The organism is Proteus penneri (assembly GCF_003144535.1).
Classification (GTDB): Bacteria; Pseudomonadota; Gammaproteobacteria; order Enterobacterales; family Enterobacteriaceae; genus Proteus; species Proteus penneri.
Genome location: NZ_PHFJ01000001.1, coordinates 184,647 through 204,137 on the forward strand (window position 1 = coordinate 184,647; position 19,491 = coordinate 204,137).

13 protein-coding genes, 4 tRNA genes and 1 pseudogene are annotated in these 19,491 nt (G+C 35.5%); 9 read left to right on the top strand and 9 right to left on the bottom strand.

Features of this window, described 5'->3' with window-relative positions; translation table 11 throughout:
• Window positions 1–10: 10 nt before the first annotated feature.
• The gene (gene ttrS, locus CUB63_RS01010) at window positions 11–1,774 is read right to left on the bottom strand and encodes a tetrathionate respiration histidine kinase TtrS (RefSeq protein ID WP_109847272.1); all 1,764 of its coding nucleotides are present in this window, start codon (window positions 1,772–1,774) and stop codon (window positions 11–13) included.
• Between the two features lie 177 nt (window positions 1,775–1,951).
• Here ttrS and ttrB point away from each other — a divergent pair, with 177 nt between their 5' ends.
• The 3 genes and pseudogenes from ttrB (at window position 1,952) to ttrA (ending at window position 6,792) form a co-directional block, all read left to right on the top strand.
• A complete protein-coding gene (gene ttrB, locus CUB63_RS01015) occupies window positions 1,952–2,695 on the top strand; it encodes a tetrathionate reductase subunit TtrB (RefSeq protein ID WP_006533227.1) in 744 nt (247 codons plus the stop codon).
• Window positions 2,692–3,720: a tetrathionate reductase subunit TtrC gene (gene ttrC / locus CUB63_RS01020; RefSeq protein WP_109847273.1), complete on the top strand. Its 1,029-nt coding sequence runs from the start codon at window positions 2,692–2,694 to the stop codon at window positions 3,718–3,720. Before ttrB ends, ttrC begins: the two co-directional genes overlap by 4 nt.
• Window positions 3,713–6,792, top strand: a pseudogene (gene ttrA / locus CUB63_RS01025) (tetrathionate reductase subunit TtrA). Before ttrC ends, ttrA begins: the two are co-directional and overlap by 8 nt.
• Before the next feature lie 271 nt (window positions 6,793–7,063).
• Here ttrA and CUB63_RS01030 read toward each other — a convergent pair.
• From CUB63_RS01030 to CUB63_RS01055, 6 genes are all read right to left on the bottom strand, one after another.
• Window positions 7,064–7,666: a response regulator transcription factor gene (locus CUB63_RS01030; protein ID WP_006533220.1), complete on the bottom strand. Its 603-nt coding sequence runs from the start codon at window positions 7,664–7,666 to the stop codon at window positions 7,064–7,066.
• A gap of 292 nt (window positions 7,667–7,958) precedes the next feature.
• On the bottom strand, window positions 7,959–8,213 hold the full coding sequence (bssS, locus tag CUB63_RS01035) for a biofilm formation regulator BssS (RefSeq protein ID WP_072063131.1): 255 nt from the start codon (window positions 8,211–8,213) through the stop codon (window positions 7,959–7,961).
• A 211-nt stretch (window positions 8,214–8,424) separates the two neighbouring features.
• The gene (gene pyrC / locus CUB63_RS01040) at window positions 8,425–9,477 is read right to left on the bottom strand and encodes a dihydroorotase (RefSeq protein WP_109400765.1); all 1,053 of its coding nucleotides are present in this window, start codon (window positions 9,475–9,477) and stop codon (window positions 8,425–8,427) included.
• Window positions 9,478–9,676: 199 nt separating this feature from the next.
• Window positions 9,677–9,752: transfer RNA gene (locus tag CUB63_RS01045), tRNA-Asn, on the bottom strand.
• A 311-nt stretch (window positions 9,753–10,063) separates the two neighbouring features.
• Window positions 10,064–10,139: transfer RNA gene (locus CUB63_RS01050), tRNA-Asn, on the bottom strand.
• Between the two features lie 338 nt (window positions 10,140–10,477).
• Window positions 10,478–10,553, bottom strand: a tRNA-Asn gene (locus CUB63_RS01055).
• A gap of 296 nt (window positions 10,554–10,849) precedes the next feature.
• Here CUB63_RS01055 and CUB63_RS01060 point away from each other — a divergent pair.
• Together CUB63_RS01060 and CUB63_RS01065 are read left to right on the top strand one after the other, a co-directional pair.
• Window positions 10,850–11,791: an AraC family transcriptional regulator gene (locus CUB63_RS01060; RefSeq protein ID WP_232240034.1), complete on the top strand. Its 942-nt coding sequence runs from the start codon at window positions 10,850–10,852 to the stop codon at window positions 11,789–11,791.
• Between the two features lie 89 nt (window positions 11,792–11,880).
• The gene (locus CUB63_RS01065) at window positions 11,881–12,474 is read left to right on the top strand and encodes an NAD(P)H-dependent oxidoreductase (RefSeq protein WP_072063129.1); all 594 of its coding nucleotides are present in this window, start codon (window positions 11,881–11,883) and stop codon (window positions 12,472–12,474) included.
• A gap of 142 nt (window positions 12,475–12,616) precedes the next feature.
• On the opposite strand, the gene CUB63_RS01070 is transcribed toward CUB63_RS01065, so the two are convergent.
• A tRNA-Asn gene (locus CUB63_RS01070) sits at window positions 12,617–12,692 on the bottom strand.
• 156 nt (window positions 12,693–12,848) lie between these two features.
• Window positions 12,849–13,355, bottom strand: a complete 507-nt coding sequence (locus tag CUB63_RS01075) for a YlaC family protein (RefSeq protein ID WP_109847274.1) — start codon at window positions 13,353–13,355, stop codon at window positions 12,849–12,851.
• 455 nt (window positions 13,356–13,810) lie between these two features.
• Between CUB63_RS01075 and cspE the strand changes: the two genes are divergently transcribed.
• The 4 genes from cspE (at window position 13,811) to flhD (ending at window position 19,489) form a co-directional block, all read left to right on the top strand.
• On the top strand, window positions 13,811–14,023 hold the full coding sequence (gene cspE, locus CUB63_RS01080) for a transcription antiterminator/RNA stability regulator CspE (RefSeq protein WP_004243573.1): 213 nt from the start codon (window positions 13,811–13,813) through the stop codon (window positions 14,021–14,023).
• A gap of 107 nt (window positions 14,024–14,130) precedes the next feature.
• Complete coding sequence (gene dsrB / locus CUB63_RS01085; protein ID WP_006533211.1) at window positions 14,131–14,325, top strand: protein DsrB; 195 nt, start codon at window positions 14,131–14,133, stop codon at window positions 14,323–14,325.
• Between the two features lie 401 nt (window positions 14,326–14,726).
• The gene (locus CUB63_RS01090; RefSeq protein WP_072063127.1) at window positions 14,727–15,425 is read left to right on the top strand and encodes an MgtC family protein; all 699 of its coding nucleotides are present in this window, start codon (window positions 14,727–14,729) and stop codon (window positions 15,423–15,425) included.
• Between the two features lie 3,713 nt (window positions 15,426–19,138).
• The gene (gene flhD / locus CUB63_RS01095) at window positions 19,139–19,489 is read left to right on the top strand and encodes a flagellar transcriptional regulator FlhD (protein ID WP_072063484.1); all 351 of its coding nucleotides are present in this window, start codon (window positions 19,139–19,141) and stop codon (window positions 19,487–19,489) included.
• The last annotated feature ends 2 nt before the right edge of the window (window positions 19,490–19,491 follow it).

Below are 19,491 nucleotides of genomic sequence, written 5' to 3' on the forward strand. Positions count from 1 at the left end.
TTTTTCTCCATTATTTATTTTTGTTAGGGAAAATAAGGGTGATTTTTAATCCAATTTTATTTTGCTCATTATTTTGATTTTCAATATGAATATCAGCGCCTTGAGAAAGTAATAAACGTTGACAAATGACTAAACCTAGTCCAAGACCTTCCATTTTTGTTGTTTGGAATGGGGCAAAGGGCTGTTCAAGTTGGCTGTCGGTCATTCCACCTGCATCATCTTCAATAACGATAAGCAGCCGATCAGGCGCCTTATGGGTGCTAATTTTTAGTACTTTAGTGCCAGCTTGGAGACTATTAGTGATTAAATTCGATAAAATTTGCTCTAATAATGTTTCAGGTAAATACAAGGTATCATGTTTATCAATATGGGTGACCAGTGAAACCTGTGGGTATTTCCCTTCTACGCGTAAAAGCTTCCAGATATGTTGGATACATTCCGCAATATTTTGATGAGAAAGCGAAATTGTATCGGTATTAGGTGTTTGTTTTCCAACCCATAAACGTAGATTTCTAATGATATCAGCACCGCGTTGTGCTTGTTTATCTATTTGTTGCAATGCAGGTAGCAATGGGTGCGATTCATTCTCTTTTTTAAGGCGAATAACGCTTCCTTGTGCATAGCTTTTTATCGCAGAAAGTGGCTGATTAAGCTCATGAGCAAACCCTGAAGCCATTTCTCCCAATATGTTTAAGCGTTGAGCGTGTTCTAACTCTTCTTTTTGCTGTCTTAATCGATTGTGTGCATGTTCCAATTGGCGACTACGACGTCTCACTAAATAACTGACCCAGACTTGATTTAGTATGAGAAAAAGGATAGCGGCTAATGAAAGACCAATAATAAATTGGTGTTGAATCGCCCAACTTTGTGCATCTTGCCAGAGTTGTCTTTGTCGAGGGTGCTGATTTACTTCTCTTAATAGTGTCTCAACTTGGGTATGTGATGCTGGAGCCCCCCATTTCATCGGCTTACTATCCTCCGTGAGTAAAATTCGTGTGACTTTATCAACTAACTCATCAGGAACGGTATCTAGTGCAGCAAATGACCAATTAGGGTAGAGCGGTGTACTAGTTAAACAAGGTGTGTTGGTTTGGTAGGTGATCACTGGCCGATAATCACTTTTTTTTATTAATCCCTCACTATCCATATTTTCCAACAAACAGACGGGGATAATTGCAGCATTAATATCTTCATCTCGTAAAAGGTAAAGCAAAGCATCAGCAGGAAAACCGGTGAAACGTAATGTGAAATCTTTATCAGGATCAATTCCTTGCTCTTGTAGCGCTTTATAACCTAAAAGGTATCCACCAAACGCATCGGGTGCAATGGCTCCGACACGTTTTCCTATTAGCTCGTTAACAGAAGTAATTGGACTATCGTTACGGACCAAAATTAGGCTACCAATGACATTTCTTGTTGTGTTATCAGGCTCATAGCCGGAGTGTAATGAGAGCAACCAACGTAACGGAAATGCATTATCTAATTGAATAAATTGCGCTGGATTTGTTAGTAAGAAATCAACGTTTTTTTTCGCTACCGCTAATTTCATTTCTTCAAGATTTAAAGGAACTAATACAAAGTTTTCTGTTGGGAGATGTTTATTCAATGTATCAACAAGTGGGTGCCAATGCCTTTGAGTTGATGCATCTCCTCGTAGTGCTAAAACGCCGATCGTCCACTCTTTTGCTGCGGCTTGTAAAGGAAGGATAAAAAAGAGCAGTAATAACCCGATGGTAACTGCATGTTTTTTCCCAATTGTCTGTTTTATCGTCATAAATATCTAATGTTAAATATTGTTTTGGATCAAGTTCGCACAGGGTATGTGGTAAACCACAATAGGTGCCGTCTTCAGTAATTTTTACAATGCTCTTATAACAAAACACATACTTTTTACTTTCTATTTCCTTCACTCATTGTGAGCTTGTGTTATTGAGTGATACTGGAGACAAATATGGATCTTGGAAAACGAAAATTTTTACAACAATTAGGGGTCCTTACTGCGGGTGCTTCAATAGTTCCTTTAGCTGAAGCCGGCATTAAATTATCGCCTGAGCGTCGTGAAGGCTCAGAAGATAAACGTTACGGAATGCTGATTGATTTACGCCGTTGTGTAGGATGCCAGTCCTGTACAGTAAGCTGTAATATTGAAAATCAGACTCCTCAAGGACAATTTAGGACGACAGTAAACCAATATCAGGTTGCTATCAAGGGGCAAGAAGGGATCACGAATGTCTTACTGCCTAGATTGTGTAACCATTGTGATGAACCGCCTTGTGTACCAGTTTGCCCTGTTCAAGCCACTTTCCAACGTAAAGACGGCATTGTCGTCGTTGATAATGAACGTTGTGTTGGTTGTGCTTATTGTGTTCAAGCATGTCCTTATGACGCACGCTTTATTAATCACTCAACACAAACAGCAGATAAATGCACGTTCTGTGCGCATCGCCTCGAAGTTGGATTGCTACCTGCGTGCGTTGAATCTTGTGTCGGTGGTGCTCGTATTATCGGCGATATGAAAGATCCTAATAGCACTATCAGCAAAATGCTGCGTACACATGAAAAAGAGCTGAAAGTATTAAAACCAGAAAGTGGCACATTGCCACAAGTTTTCTATCTCGGCCTCGATGATGCATTTGTACAACCGTTAGAAGGTCAAGGACAACCCGCATTATGGCAGCAGGAGGTTCACTCATGATCCCGCAAGTCTCTCAAATTCAAGAAGTCATTGCGATCCCGCAAGAATATTTTTGGTTGCCTTGGGCTGTGCAGTATTTCTTTTTTATTGGTATTGCTTGCTGTGCAACACTTTACGCCTGTTGGCAGTGTTGGAAAGGCAGTGCAGGTAATCAACGTTTAGAAGCTGTTGCGGTATTTATTGCAGTAACCGCGGGTATTACAGCACCTCTGGCTTTAACAGCAGATTTACACCAAACAGCACGTGTGTGGCATTTCTATGCTTATCCAACACCATGGTCGTGGATGGCATGGGGCTCACTGTTACTACCATTATTTTCAGCATTTAGCATACTTTATTTTGCGGCAATGATCGTTCGCTTAGTATGGAAACGTGAATATAAATTAACTCGTTGGGTGGCATTAGCTTGCTCATTAACTGCGATTGGTTTGTTGTTATATACAGGTCGTGAAGCATCTATCTTAAAAGCAAGACCTGTGTTGTATACCTATTGGTTACCAATCCTACTGTTCTTTAGTGCAATGCAAGTACTACCAACACTACTAGCATTAGGAACACGCCGTGAACCTGTATACCAGCGTGAATTAGCGATGTGGTTTGTGAGTTCTCTGATGTTATTAGCAGTATGTACGGCTTTTTGGGTTGCTGGCGATACAATTTCAGGCCTAGCAATTAGAGAACAATTAGCGATGGGAAGTCTTGGCTGGTGGAGTGCCATAGGTGTTATCGCACTATGGGGGATCTCTGTCGTGATGGGACTTTTGATGGCAAAACAAGCACGTTCGGCTGTGTTTATTACCATCATGGCATTTGTATCAATGGGACTTGCGTGGGTATTACGCTGGTTGATGTTGATGGGGGCTCAATACATTCCCAAATATAACATCATTACAAACCCTTATGAGTTTACGCTAGGTAATGATGGACTGATGTCAATTGTCGGTACATTTGGATTGTGGATAGCGTTAACCATTTTATTTAGAGAAAGTATTCGTTGGGTTGTCAGGAGAGTGCAGCATGGCTAAGTTTACAAGACGTCAATGGCTTAAAGGTGGGTTAGTTATCGGTGGTATTGCCGCATTTGCTGCCAGTTACCGTGATGTTGCTAAACGTGCCGTAGATGGTTTAGTTGATGGCACATCAGGCAAAGTAACACTTGATAGGATCAACGGGAACTCTTTATTACCTGAAGGTAAAATTGTAAAAGACGCGAAATGGCAAGCAAATACAGAGCAATTTGTTTGTATGACCCAATGTTTTGGGTGCTGGACACAATGCGGTGTGCGTGCCCGTGTTGATAGAGCAAATAATAAAATTTTGCGTATTGCTGGTAATCCTTATCACCCACTTTCTCATGATCATCATTTTGGCTATAACATGCCAATTAAAGAAGCATTGGAAAAAATGGGGGGGAAAGTGGGTTAGAAAACCGCTCGACGGCTTGTGCTCGTGGTGCAACCATGATGGAAAGCCTTGATAGCCCAACACGTATTCTTGAACCAATGAAACGCGTGGGTAAACGTGGTGAAGGTAAATGGAAACGTATCAGTTTTGAGCAGTTGATCCAGGAAGTTGTCGAAGGTGGCGATCTCTTTGGTGAGGGGCATGTTGATGGTTTACGTGCTATTCGTGATTTAGATACTTTAATCGATCCAAAACAACCGGCTTTAGGCCCTAAAGCGAACCAATTATTGATGACAAATGCGGGTGATGATGGACGTGATTCGTTTATTCGTCGTTTTGCTCAAAACTCATTTGGTAGTAAAAACTTTGGTGCTCACGGCTCTTATTGTGGATTAGCGTACCGTGCCGGCTCTGGTGCGTTAATGAACGATTTAAATAAAAACGCTCACGTTAAGCCTGATTGGGATTACGTTGAATTTGCTCTGTTTTTAGGAACATCACCGGCACAATCAGGTAATCCATTTAAACGTCAAGGCCGTCAGTTAGCTAACGCTCGAATTCGTGATTCGTTTAATTATGTGGTTGTTGCACCAGCTTTACCTCTAACAACGACATTAGCGAACGATCATGGTCATTGGGTTCCTGTTCAACCGGGAACGGATGCGGCTTTAGTGATGGGAATGATCCGCTGGATCATTGAAAACAAGCGCTACAATGCAGAATATCTGTCAGTACCAAGTGAAGTTTCAATGAAAAATGTGGGTGAGAAGAGCTGGACAAATGCGACTCACCTTGTGGTCAGTGATGAAAAACATCCACTTTCAGGACAAATGCTCACTACGGCACATTTAAATGATGTTGCAGAAGGGGAAGAGCAAAACTTAGTGTTATCGCCAGATGGTGAATTAGTTCCCGCAACACAAGTCGATAAAGCACAATTATTTGCTACGTATAAAGTCATTTTAAAAACAGGCGCAGAAGTGACTGTAAAATCAAGTTTTCAATTACTTGATGAAGCAGCTAAACGTATGACTCTGGCTGAATATAGCGAGCGCTGTAAAGTACCAGAAACGACCATTGTTGCATTAGGTCGCGAATTTACTGCTTATGGACGAAAAGCCGCAGTTATCTCTCATGGCGGTATGATGGGAGGAAATGGTTTTTATACTGCTTGGAGTGTGATTATGCTCAATGCACTAATAGGTAACTTAAACCTTAAAGGTGGAGTATCTGTTGGTGGCGGTAAATTTAATGGCGCAACAGACGGCCCTTGTTACAAAATGGATAGCTTTAAGGGTAAAGTGAAGCCAAAAGGCATGGTGTTATCACGCAGTAAAGTAGCTTATGAGAAATCTGATGAGTACCGTGAGCGAGTAGAAAAAGGGGAATCTCCATATCCAGCAAAAGCACCTTGGTATCCGTTTGCTGCTGGGCAATTAACTGAACAATTGGGTTCTGCGTTAGCGGGTTATCCTTATTCATTAAAAGCATGGATCACGAATATGACCAACCCTGTTTATGGGATTGCTGGTATTCGTCAAGTAATGGAAGAGCGTCTTAAAGATCCGAAGCATCTGCCTTTAATTATCGGTATTGATGCTTTTATGAATGAAACAACTGCGCTGGCAGATTATATCGTGCCTGATACACACAACTTTGAAAGTTGGGGGTTTAGTGCGCCTTGGTCTGGTGTTCAAACTAAAGCAAGTACTGCACGTTGGCCGATTATTGAACCTCGTGTTGCTAAAACAGCGGAAGGCCAACCAATTTCAATGGAAACATTCTGTATTGCCGTTGCAAAAGCCTTAGACTTACCCGGCTTTGGTGATAAAGCTATTGAAGATATGGATGGAAATTTCTATCCAATCAACAGTGCAGAAGATTACTATTTACGTGTTGCGGCTAATATGGCATTTATGGGTGAGAAACCTGTTGTACCAGCAACCAATGAAGATATTTTATTAAGTGGTGTAGATCGCATTTTACCTGCGATAACTTCAACGTTAAAAAATGAAGAAGTTCTTCAAGTTGCGTATATCTATACGCGAGGTGGCCGTTTTGCACCTTATGAAAAAGCATGGAATGGTGATGAAACAGGGCCGCAGTGGAAACAACCATTGCAGATTTGGAATGAAGAAGTGGCGAAAAACCATCATGCAATAACAGGTGAACGTTATAGTGGTTGCCCGACTTATTATCCGCCACGTTTATCGGATGGTAGCGATATTCATCAGCATTATCCTGAAGAGCAGTGGCCATTGAAATTAATGTCCTTTAAATCTCATGTGGTGAGTAGTTCAACGGGTATGATACAACGTTTACGAATGGTGAAACCGAGTAACTTGGTCGCAATTAATCCTCAAGATGGTAAAAAATGGGGGGTTAACCATGGTGATAAGGTTCGTATTGTAACACCTGGTGGGCAAGTTGAAGCTGAGATTAGCTTGCTCGATGGTGTAATGCCGGGGGTTTTAGCTATTGAACATGGATATGGGCATCAAGAGTTAGGTTCTCGTCAGCATTACTTAGATGAACAACCATTACCAATGGATAAAGGTATTGGTAGCGGTATTAACCTTAATGATTTAGGTTTTGCTGATCCAACCCGTCAAATCACTAATACATGGTTAGATTGGGTATCGGGTGCATCTGTTCGCCAAGGTTTACCCGCTAAGATTGAGCGCATAGCTTAATTCTCAATCTGGTATTGTGAATAATCACTTCACTCTTTATTAGAAGCAGAGTGAAGTGATTGCAAAACAAATCAGTTTTACTTTATTTTTTATAAGATATAACTATATTAGTTTTATTGTTTTAATATCATATATATCCTAAATACATAATAGTATAATAATTTTAAGGTGACCAACACGCATATTAGCCACTTCATTACAGTGAGTAATAATAGGAAATGGACTCCTTTTTTCTTTCTTTTGTTTATTTTTTGATTGAAGTTTAATAAGGTTATTTCTCATATATATATTTTAAAATATTATATATAAAAAATAACTCAATTCGATTTTTTACATTAATTTTTTCTGTAATATGTCTTTTGTGTGAATATACTGTGCTACTACTAATGGATAGTTTTTTAGCGATTTGATGATTAGGTATTTCACTCATCCAATAATTAATTATTTTTTGTTCTTGTAAACTAAAAATAGAACATAATGAATGTTTATAAGTTGGAAAGAAAACTTGGCACCGAGAAGTGAACATCGATGCCTTTTCAAGTACCCAAGGAAGTATCTTTTTTGGAAGGATAAAACAGTTGTTTGTCAATGATATAGGTCTTTCTTTATCTGGATAGTTTGCATCTAGATAAAGATAAAGACGACAGTTCTTTGTTGAAAGAAAAAAAAGCTGCAAATGAGGGCAATATGCTATTTCCCGGCAATATCTTGTGAGATCAATAAATATGATATCTGGCATTGAGTGATTAATATAATTATTGGCTTCCTGTATAGATGGCATATCAATTATTTCATGCCTTACATTTCTCTTCTCAAAATAGTGTTTTATACCATTACGAGTAAAAAAACATTCGTCAATAATTAATACTTTCACAAATAACTTCCTTGTTTGTCGTTGTTTTAATTTATTAAAATAAAGATAACCTTATTTTATGTCAATTCGGCTTATGTGTTCTTTTCTTGAAGATATATCGAATAAAAAGGTTATGATTATTTTTCCATTAAATGGGAGTCGATTTATTAATATAACTAATTATTTTTATACTGTAAGAGTTGGCTTATATAGATATAAACAATATGTGGTAGTGGATTGGTGAGAGATAAAATGAGAACAGGAGTACCAAGTACCCCTGCTTCGCGTTCGCTATCTTTTCTAGATCTTTTTATTAATGCTTGGTGTTGACTGAAACAGAATCTTCAGATGATTCAATTTTATCAATACCTGCTTGAAGAATATGAATCAACTGCTTAGCTATGTCTGTTGTGAGCCAAAGTGTCTTATCTACAACTGCATTTTCTGGATGATGTTCGTTTTCAGGAAGATAATGCAAACGCAACATCATGGCATCGTAGATGTCAACGGTACTGATGTCCCAGCCTACAACAGGGTGTGTCTGAATAACTTCATTTTTTCTACTCATAATACCTCCTAATCATACAACCGGTTTTGACTAAGAGAGAAGCTCCCACGCAATGTGGTTACTTTTCAGTATACGAGATTTATCATGATTAAAAAGATAAATTTTGTTGTAACAAAAAAATGTGTGCTGGCTCTGATAAAAGAGCAATGCACCATTAACAGTCTAACAAATGTTATATGGTGCATTTTAGAAAAATATCAAGGGGGTGAGATTAATCGACAGTAATATCCCAGTGAATATTTTCATTCGCTAAGAATGGGATAAGTGCTTCATCACCACAAAGGATTTGTGCTGGAGCCTCAACAGTTTTTTCAGTTAATGTGATGGTTCCTTCATTAACCGGTAAACCATAGAAACGAGGGCCATTTAGAGAACAGAAAGCTTCAAAATGTTGTAATGCATTGAGTTCTTTAAATACGGTTGCGTAAGCTGCCAGCGCGGTTGGCGCATTAAATACCCCAGCACAACCACAAGATGATTCTTTGCGATGTTGTAAGTGAGGTGCAGAATCTGTACCTAAGAAGAAGCGAGAATTTCCTGACGCAACAGCTTCTCTTAGTGCTTCTTGGTGAACGTTGCGTTTAAGAATAGGTAAGCAATATAGGTGAGGTTTAACACCACCTACCAACATATGATTGCGGTTAAACATCAAGTGTTGTGGGGTAATAGTGGCACCGAGAAACTCATTTCCTTCTAAGACATACTGAGCTGCTTCTTTAGTTGTAATGTGTTCAAAAACAATTTTTAGCTCAGGAAATTGCTTGCGTACAGGAGACATAACGCTATCAATGAAACGTGCTTCTCTATCAAAAATGTCAATACTTGAAGCAGTTACTTCGCCGTGGATCAGCAATGGCATGCCGATTTTTTCCATCACACTTAAGATAGGATAAATCTTTGTGATATCAGATACACCATGACTTGAGTTGGTTGTTGCATTTGCAGGATAAAGTTTACAAGCAGTAAAAACACCTTGTAAGAAACCTTGTTCGACTTCTGAAGGTAGTGTGCTATCTGTTAAATAGCAAGTCATTAACGGTTCGAAGTTATCTCCGGCAGGAATAGCCGCTTTGATGCGATCACGGTAAGTGCGAGCAGCTTCAATCGTTGTAACTGGTGGAACAAGGTTTGGCATGACTATAGCTCTGCCAAAATAGCGACTGGTATAAGGAACAACAGTTTTTAGCATGTCATCATCACGAAAGTGAACATGCCAATCATCTGGACGGTGAATAGTGAGGGTGATAGGTTGTGCAGTGGTCATATACCGGCTCCGTGTGTCTTAGGAAAATCGAAAGATCAAGGATTGGATTGGACTAGGTAGTCAAGCCGGAAATGAATGCTAATACGAAAACGATTAAATAGCTACCATTTAATCGCATTTTTTTATTATATTTTTGGGAAGTGTGTAAGGTAAAACAGAGAATAAAATCAAAATGTTACGAGGGTGACACAAAGAGAAATGGCTCCTCCAACTGGACTCGAACCAGTGACATACGGATTAACAGTCCGCCGTTCTACCGACTGAACTATGGAGGAACATCATTAAGTGGCGTGTATCATATAGTGGGTGGTTTGATATGTCAAAGGACAATCGACGATATTTGTTTAAGTGCATAGATAAACGACATATTGTTCGTTTCTAAAACAGATAATCTAATTATGAGATAATAAACATTTTTTAATTGGATGTTTTTTCCACGCCGAATACTGAAAATAAAGAAATAACGTATTTAAGTCAACGCGGAAATCTAAAAAATAAATGAGATAGAAAAAGAAGAAAGGTAATGATAATAGAAAAGATGAAAAGCAAAAAGCCCGCACTGAGATAGTGCGGGCTTTTCTAAATTTGGCTCCTCCAACTGGACTTGAACCAGTGACATACGGATTAACAGTCCGCCGTTCTACCGACTGAACTATGGAGGAAGCGAGTTCTCGTAAGAACGAGATGGATAATAGCGAGGGAGATGAACATTGTAAAGTAAAAAAAGTGAAATAACAGTTTAAGTGGTTAAAAAATAACTAATTTATGGTTTTTAAATCAAATAAGGAGGTTTTGAGTTTAAAAAATAGTCGGTGGAAGAGTGTTGATTGAAATGACCTTATAAAAAGGCATTCTTTTATTAATGATTTTGAGTTAACACGAAATTGAAGATGGACATATAAAAATACAAAAGAAATAAATAAGAAAATAGAGGAATAAAAATAGTCAATGAGTAGAAAGCAAAAAGCCCGCACTGTGATAGCGCGGGCTTTTCTAAATTTGGCTCCTCCAACTGGACTTGAACCAGTGACATACGGATTAACAGTCCGCCGTTCTACCGACTGAACTATGGAGGAAGCGAGTTCTCGTGAGAACGAGGCGAATAATAGCTATCCTTTATCACCTTGTAAAGTAAAAAAATGAAAAAAAATACCGTTTGCTCAAGACTGCATCAAGTTGTTTCTTTTTTGATAAAAATGTATAAAAAATAGATGGTTATCAATAGAAATAATATTCGAAATTTCATTTCTAGTCGCTGAAATGTGTCTTACATAGGAAAGAAAAGATAAAGCGTTTTTTTAAAAGAAAGTTTTTCATACTGTTTAGTTATACAATCTGACGAATTCAAAGACTAATTGAAGATCCCGAGACGATGGATACTACGAATTTATCAGTACCGATGGTATTAGAGTTTGAGCAATTTAAAAAAACACTTCTTCTATATACAAAAGATAAAGAAGGAGGATGGGATACCTCTGTTTCTGGTTTAGCGTTATGTCGGTATACTTCTATTACAGAGTCTGAAGGCTGGATGTATGAACCCAGTTTGGCTATTGCTGCACAAGGTGCAAAGCAAATAACGATAGGGCTAGAGACAAACTGTTATCGCCCTATGAATATGCTTTTAACATCATCAGATATACCTACTTTTGCTAAAGTCTGTGAAGCGTCAAAAGAAACGCCTTTTTTAGCAATGTTGCTAAAATTAGACCTCGCTCTATTACCTGAACTGCTAGCCGAAAATAAGTTTGAATTACTACAAGAAAATAACGAGATCAGCGCTCAACAAATTGTTCAAGCAACCGCGCCAATTTTACAAGCAGTAACAAGACTTATAAAACTAATAGATACACCAGAAGATGCACTTTTTATTGCTCCTTTGATCCAAAAAGAGATCCTTTATTACTTATTAAGATCGAATGATGGTGCGCGTCAGCAACTATTAGCATCACAACATCCTCAGTGTCGGCAAATTAGTGATGCGCTTGATTGGATTAAACAACATTATCACGAAACAATTCGGATTGAAGATCTTACAACGTTAGTGGGTATGAGCACCTCATCATTTCATTTTCACTTTAAAAAACGAACTGGCATGACGCCGTTGCAATATCAAAAGTGGTTACGGCTGAATGAAGCAAGAAGGATCATGCTGATTGAAATGAGTGATGTTTCTAAAGCAGCATTTATCGTCGGTTATGAAAGCCCATCACAATTTAGTCGTGAATATCATCGATTATTTGGTTTATCGCCCTTAAAAGATATTCAACGATTAAAAGAATCAGAAACTGAAATGGTATCTTTGGATTATTAGGCAAGAATAATGGAGAAATGAGTTAAAGCAGTGATGAGTAATTGCGTTATAGTTTGCTTATTAAATATGTGTATACAAGGAGTTTAGAAGTGACTAACGTTTTTATTATTAATGCTGCAAAAGAGTTTGATGGTTCTGAAGGGAAACTCAACGATCATTTAACGCAAGTCGCCACAGATTTGTTGTCTTCGCATCAGATAAATGTGCAATCAACACGCATTGATGATGGTTATGATAATAACGAAGAAGTTGATAAATACTTATGGGCCGATGTCATTATTTATCAAATGCCAGCATGGTGGATGGAAGGTCCTTGGATCTTAAAAAAATATATTGATGATGTATTTAGTGCTGGGTACGGCAAAATGTATATTGATGATGGTCGTACACGAAAAGATCCTTCGAAAAAATATGGTTCGGGTGGATTATTACAAGGCAAAAAGTATCTTCTTTCTGTAACTTGGAATGCGCCTTTTGAATCTTTTGAAGAACAAGAACAGTTCTTTGAAGGAAAAGGGATTGATGCTGTCTATTTTCCATTCCATAAAGCGAATCAATTTTTAGGTATGGAAGGATTAAAAACCTTCGGAATGTTTGATGTGGTGAAACAACCGCAAATTGAGCAAGATGTTGAAGCGTATAAAAAACACCTAAAACACGAAATTGTTGGAATAGCAGGTTAGGTCTTTATCGTACTAGATATAAATTAGCTATTTATTAATTAAGCAAGATAACGATACTGATTGGATTTAGGTAGCTGATTTAGATGATAAGAATGTAGAAAGTAAAAAGCCCGCACTGCAATAGCGCGGGCTTTTCTAAATTTGGCTCCTCCAACTGGACTCGAACCAGTGACATACGGATTAACAGTCCGCCGTTCTACCGACTGAACTATGGAGGAAGCGAGTTCTCGTGAGAACGAGGCGCATAATAACGATGATATATCAGAGTGTCAACGTTAAAAGTGGATTAAATATCTGTTTGGTGGGTTTATCGACAAAGTGGCTAAATAATAGAAGTTATTCTCCGTGTTTTTATCTGTAACACGGAGAATCAATTAGGCTTGATGAGATAATTGTGATGCTGAAATTGATTGTTGAACGGGATCAAATGCCATCAAGTACACATCGTAAAAATGAATTTCTTGTTTTTTACTAATAATCTCACGAATGTCTTCTTTTATTTGTTGAGATATCGCAGGGTGCTGGTGGATCTCATTTATGGCTTCATCAGAGAGTTTTTCAAAGGTATACCATTCACCGTTATAGCAGACTCTCAAATCGAGAACGCCAATGTCTTCAAATTTATAGATAGGTTTTATATCAAATAATAAGATACCAGCCATAGCTAAGAACATCATAGTAAAGAGAGTCAGCGAGATAACACCAAAGTAAGGTGAATAAATTAATAACGCCGCGAGTAATACATAAGAGAGAACCATGCTGATACATAGCCAGATATGGTTTTTTAAAAATTGACTATTAAAATGTGGTTTCCCGTCTCTTTTTTCTGCTTTATTGATCCGGTCTAAATCACGCTCTAAGATTTCTTTTAATACATTCATTGTAAACACCTTAAGAGATGAATGTTGCAAACTTGTTTCTTGTTACTAGATTATCACGTGGGCAAGATAAGCGGGTAGAACAGTTTTTTTAAATTCTGGCATTAACTGTTATTGTTAGATTATTAAGAATATTCTTATTCGTTGTTAATAATAGAGATAAAATATCAAATAAATTTTATGCACAGTGATAAAAATCGAGGAAGAATTGTATTTTTAATGTGCAATTTGCATTTTTTTAATCTTTAGGTGCATAAAACTATTGCTATTAAACTTGTCTCATGCGTTAATGAGTAAGGCCTCAATACAGACCTGATTTATGATTGACATTCTAAGTTAATGAGTTTTAAACAGCATCGCTTTTTGACCGTTTTCTTCATGTGTGCCCATAAGTTATAGGTAGTTCAGGCCAGTAGATGCCGAGAAGGCAACGTTTTATTGATATATAGGAAAGTCACATGTCTGACAAAATGAAAGGTCAAGTTAAGTGGTTCAACGAGTCTAAAGGCTTTGGTTTTATTACTCCAGCAGACGGAAGCAAAGACGTATTCGTTCACTTTTCTGCCATTCAAGGTAACGGTTTCAAAACTCTGGCTGAAGGTCAGAACGTAGAATTCACAATTGAAAACGGTGCAAAAGGTCCAGCAGCTGCTAACGTAACTGCTCTGTAATTAAAGCCTTTTAAAAATTTTCTTCAAGCCTGTCACCTTATGGTGGCAGGCTTTTTCTTTATGGGTAAAATAAAAAAAGAGAATGATAATATTTATCAGGAGAGAAAATGCAGGTTAATGATAATGTTGTTGTAAAAACAGATGGTATTGACGATCGTGAAGGAACTATCCTACTTATCGAAGAATTTAATGAAGGTATAATGTATTTGGTATCACTCCCTGAATATCCAAAAGGAATTTGGTTTTTTAATGAAAAAGAGGGCGGTGAAGGAATATTTGTGAGACCAATACAGCAAAAGTGACTGACGTTTAGGTTTGGTTCATTTACATTTTCAAATCAGCTACTTATACTTTTGCTAAATTATAGTTAGGAGAAAACACCTTGGATACACAAAGTTGTAGGTTAATGATAAAACCATTAATCGAGAATAATTTTATTCAAAATAATAGGTAAGCTGTTTTCTTCAGTAAAACTGCTTACCATTTTGGTGGGCAGTGCGTTGTAATATTCCTTTCTTATATTTCAATTATGCACTTACCCAAATAATTTCCCTTATGCAGCTAAAACAAGAAGGGTAATTTCATGTGCTATATTTTTTTCTCTTTATTTCCTCCTCCTAAGGCGATGAATTGATTTCAACACTCTGAATTGTCAGAGCAAAATTTTCATATCGATTTTAATCATCATGTAGAGGAAATAAACATGACGATGACGCCTTATATTTTAAATCTCGTGATTGCAATGTGCCTTGGTGCTTTGATTGGTGCTGAACGTCAATGGCGACAAAGAATGGCAGGTTTAAGAACAAATGCTTTAGTGGCAACGGGGGCTGCTGTTTTTATTTTAAGCTCAATAGAAACTTCGTCAGATAGCCCTGGTCGGATTGCAGCTCAAGTTGTTTCAGGTATTGGATTTCTTGGTGCTGGTGTGATCATGCGCGAAGGAATGAATATACGAGGGCTTAATACAGCAGCAACGCTTTGGTGTTCTGCGGGAATTGGTGTGTTGAGTGGATTAGGTTTATATCAATTGGCGACCATAGCAGCACTTCTTATTCTTTGTGCGAATATTTTATTGCGAGAAGCTGCTCAGCGGATAAACGCTCAACCACAACATCAAGCAATAGATATTGAGCAACGCTACTCAATACGAATTATTTGTCATGAAGAAGATGAAGTTTTAGTTAGAACTCTGATTTTACAGGCAATAAATGGATTACATGTTCGATTACAGTCTTTAAGTAGTGCTGATACATTGATGCCTAGTCAATTGGAAGTTTGTGCCGAATTACTTGCAACCCCTGTCGAGCAAAAAGAGATAGAAGCGATTGTTTGCAGAGTAAGTTTAGAAAAGAGTGTCAGTGCAATTAATTGGAAGATAGCAGCAGAGCATCCTATTTAACGGATCTTTTTTAAGACAAGATTATTCTAATCAAGGCTCTCTATATTCAGTATAGGGCGCTTTTTTGTCATGTAGATACTAGTTAGAGATCAACTTACAAAGTTATTTCAAAAAGGAATATGAATATTAATAAAAGTTATAAAGAATATAATTTTGTAATTTGTAAGTAATAGAACTGTCATATTTCAAGTTGTTGTATAGTCGATTATGTTTATTCGTACAGACATATTCTTTTGTATGTTCATAGTAAACCATTCACTTTTTCCTACCTAAATCCAAATCACTTAGAGTATTTACATAATATTTAATTCTAAAACTAATTTCTCTAATGAGAAGAATAAGGCTTTAGTTATAAATTACGTATTATTACTAACATATAGAAATAAAGTATTTTAATTGTGTAATTATTATTTGCGTAACTATTACTTTATGGAATAAAAAATAGAAAAATATATTCAAAAAAAGCTAATTAAAATACGTGATAGAGAGGATACGTTCATTTTCGTTTTAATAAAAACAAACATTTTTGTCTAAATTGATTAATGTACAATTATTTGTATTGTGGTTAACCCGCATATAATGAGTTATGAATGAAAAATATTGAACTACCTTTGTGGGGTGTTTGGTATCATTTCTCATTTTTATTAATCGTTTCTTTTGCTCTGATTTGATTTATCTCTGTTTATTTTGTTTTTAATAAATAGAAAAAACTAAAATCAAGTAAGAGATTGCTACCCATGGTTTACTTATTAAATGAGGTACTTAGGAGTATTATGGGACAAAAAGTCGTTATTAAGGGGCTTAGAGCAGTATTTCATTTGGGATAAAAATTGATGTTTTCCATTGATTATATTAGATTTTTTTAATACCTAAATTATACTCTCAAATTATTTCAATGTATTTGGCTAAAAATATATCAACATTTACTGCCATATTTAATTTAAGCGTGATTTTTTTGAGTAATGTTTTTAATTTAATTTAATTAGACTCTCAAAATATGAAGAAAAATTTAGGAAAACGGTGGGCTTATACTGCTACAGTAAAGCTGATGAATTGCTGTGGTATGTTGTCTGTAATCACTAATCATTGGTGAATGAAAATCTTTTGAAGAATTGTGGTTTTTTTTGTAAAGACCATGTGGAAAAATTGATACCAATAAGTAATCTTATAATAATAGTAGAAAAATTACACCACTCTTTCTGTTCAGTAAAATAATCATTTCAAAATTATATTGTTTATAACTTTGTCAAGGATGTAAATCTTACTTATTACAGAAAGAGAATTATCTTAGTATGAAATAGATGTGTCGTTAGTATTTTTCTTGAAAATATATATAAAGGATAATTGTGGTACTGACCTTTTTTGATTCACCAAAAAAGATAAAACCAAGTATAAGAGGAACACTAATTTAAAACATTGCTGGTATAAAAGTGTGAACAAAAATTTCATGTTCGCTTACTAAAAAACAATGTAACTCGTTTCAATAGAACTGGAAGCAATACACAAACTATTTGCATTCACCTCATGAATGATCTCGATTATTACTATAACAAAATACGGTTACAATATTTTTCAATACCTTCTTTTTCCAAAAAATTAGAACACTTTGGGGTTATAGAATACTAAGTACTGTTATTGGTTTTTAAGACTAATCTAATAAATGAGATATAAGCCTTGATTATTTAGATATATCAATATTTTTATTAGGTTTTGAGCGAGAGAAAAAGTCTTTTTAATGTTGAAATTACTCATAAAAAGGGTAATAAAATGAGTCAAATTAGTAGTTAGAATAGAGGAACATTTAGAGATATATTTTGGCGCTTTAAGTAAAGATGTACCGATATTTAAATCTTTATACTCTCCTAGGTTCGTCAACACCAACTTTTGTTAAGTAATAGTGTTGTTACGAAGTCAGCATTTTTAGTTCCGTAATGCCTTGAGACTTGTGATAGCTAGGTTGAAAAAAAGAGGCTAACTACATGATAAGAGAGAAGGTGAAACAATACTCATCATTTGTAAGAGTAAAACAAATTGTTGTTAGAAACTATTTGGGGCTAAAAGTTAACATTTGATATTTTTTTATTCGTACCAATGCTAATGGAGTAATCAATAAGGTGTTATTTTAATCATATTTGTTTTTCTGGCTTTACATTGAGAAAGTGCATCTATACAGGTGTTAACTTCGGGTTATCATATTTGCCATTACAGCCATTTATTGTGTAGAGGCAATACGGTTAACAGGAAAAACAGAATTTATATTTTACCTTATTATTTTATGAATTAATTACTTTATCTTGGAGATCTTGGGATCTTTTTTTATGAAATTGAAATTTATATTTCAAGAAATGTCTTTTTTTTATAAAAAAAGAGATGTGGTTATATAAGACATGATTTTATAAATCTGCTTTTTTTCTTTATTTTTTTACTGTCTTTTGTGTTTTTTATTAGTTGTAAATTATTGGTGGAATATAACTATACAGTGAAAAATAAGAAATTTTAAATTTCTTATATTAATAATCTTTGACTTTATTTTATAAAAAAATGCGTGTTTTTTTTGATTCAACTTAAGTTAAATACTGTATTATTTTCATATTCAATTCTGAATTAATAATTAAATTGGTAAAAGGTTTTATTTAATTAAATAAAAAAGATTATTTTGTTTTTATATTAATCTAGTAGTAATTTTAAATTTATATTGTTCATAAATTATACTATGACTCATAAAAAAAACTTATTTATATGTGGATATTATTTCTCTGTGATTAATTTAAAGGCAATAAAACTCTTATTAAGGGTTCTGTAATTTAAGTGTTAAATAGTACTTGGTAAGTATTAGCTAAATTAAATTATTACAGTTGAAACTTTAATGATGTAGAAATAAATATTCAATGATTTAAGGGTGAAGATGCATAACTAAGAATTTAATTTTATATGACTTATCGTCCTGTCTAATAAATGCATTAACTTATCATATTGATTTTAAAGTATAATATTTGGTTTGAAATAATAAAAAAATTTAGGATAACTATAAATAATTAGAATGGGTTATTTTTCAAACAAATTGTAAACAAAAAGTGATCATTTATGAAGGTTTGCGTAAATGGTGAAAAAAATAATATCTATAGAAATATTTATTAAATTTAAGAAGCTTGTTTAGATAAAGATGAGGGGGAGATATATCAATATATGTTACTGTGATCAAAAAAATCTCTAATTGTAGATTTGTCAAATTTTTATGCTGTATTTTTAGGTTTATAAGTTTAATAGATCGTATAAAATAAAAAATTATCATTAATATTTTAATTTGGGTAGATTAGCTTATTAATTTACACCAAGTTTTATTACTTTTATCACTTGAATAGTTAATGAACTAATTCCATAATAATGATTATCTTTTTGTGATGTGACTCACATAGTATTTAAATTAGACTACTTTATCCGTTGAATAACTTAATCGTTAAGGAGTAAAGTTGTTGCGTTAGGATTATTCTTAACGAGCTATATTGGCGAGCATTTAAAGTTTACTTTTAATTTAAATGATTTTTTCGCTACTTTTGAAAATGACCGTAACTAAGTAATACAAGGTAGTGTTACTACGTGTCATGTTCATAAAATGGGGCCTGGAATTTAATATTACATTTATATTAATTTCCTCGGGATCTTTCATTAGAAAGATCCTCTTTGTTCAATATAATCGGACGGGATGTAAAGAGATGAGTACGGTTGAATTGCTTAAGCATATTTATGACATAAATTTATCGTATTTGCTTTTGGCGCAAAGGTTAATTAACCAAGAAAAGGCTTCCGCAATGTTTCGGCTTGGGATTAGTGATGCAATGGCGGATGCACTGGCAGAGCTTACATTGCCACAATTGGTTAAGTTGGCTGAAACAAACCAACTAATCTGTAATTTCCGCTTTGAAGACAGCGAAACAATAGAACAACTCACTAAAGAATCTAGAGTGGATGATTTACAACAAATTCATACTGGCATTCTTCTTTCTTCTAACTTGTTTCGTCAGTTATCGGAACAAGACACTACTGCAACAAAGAAACGGGCATAACA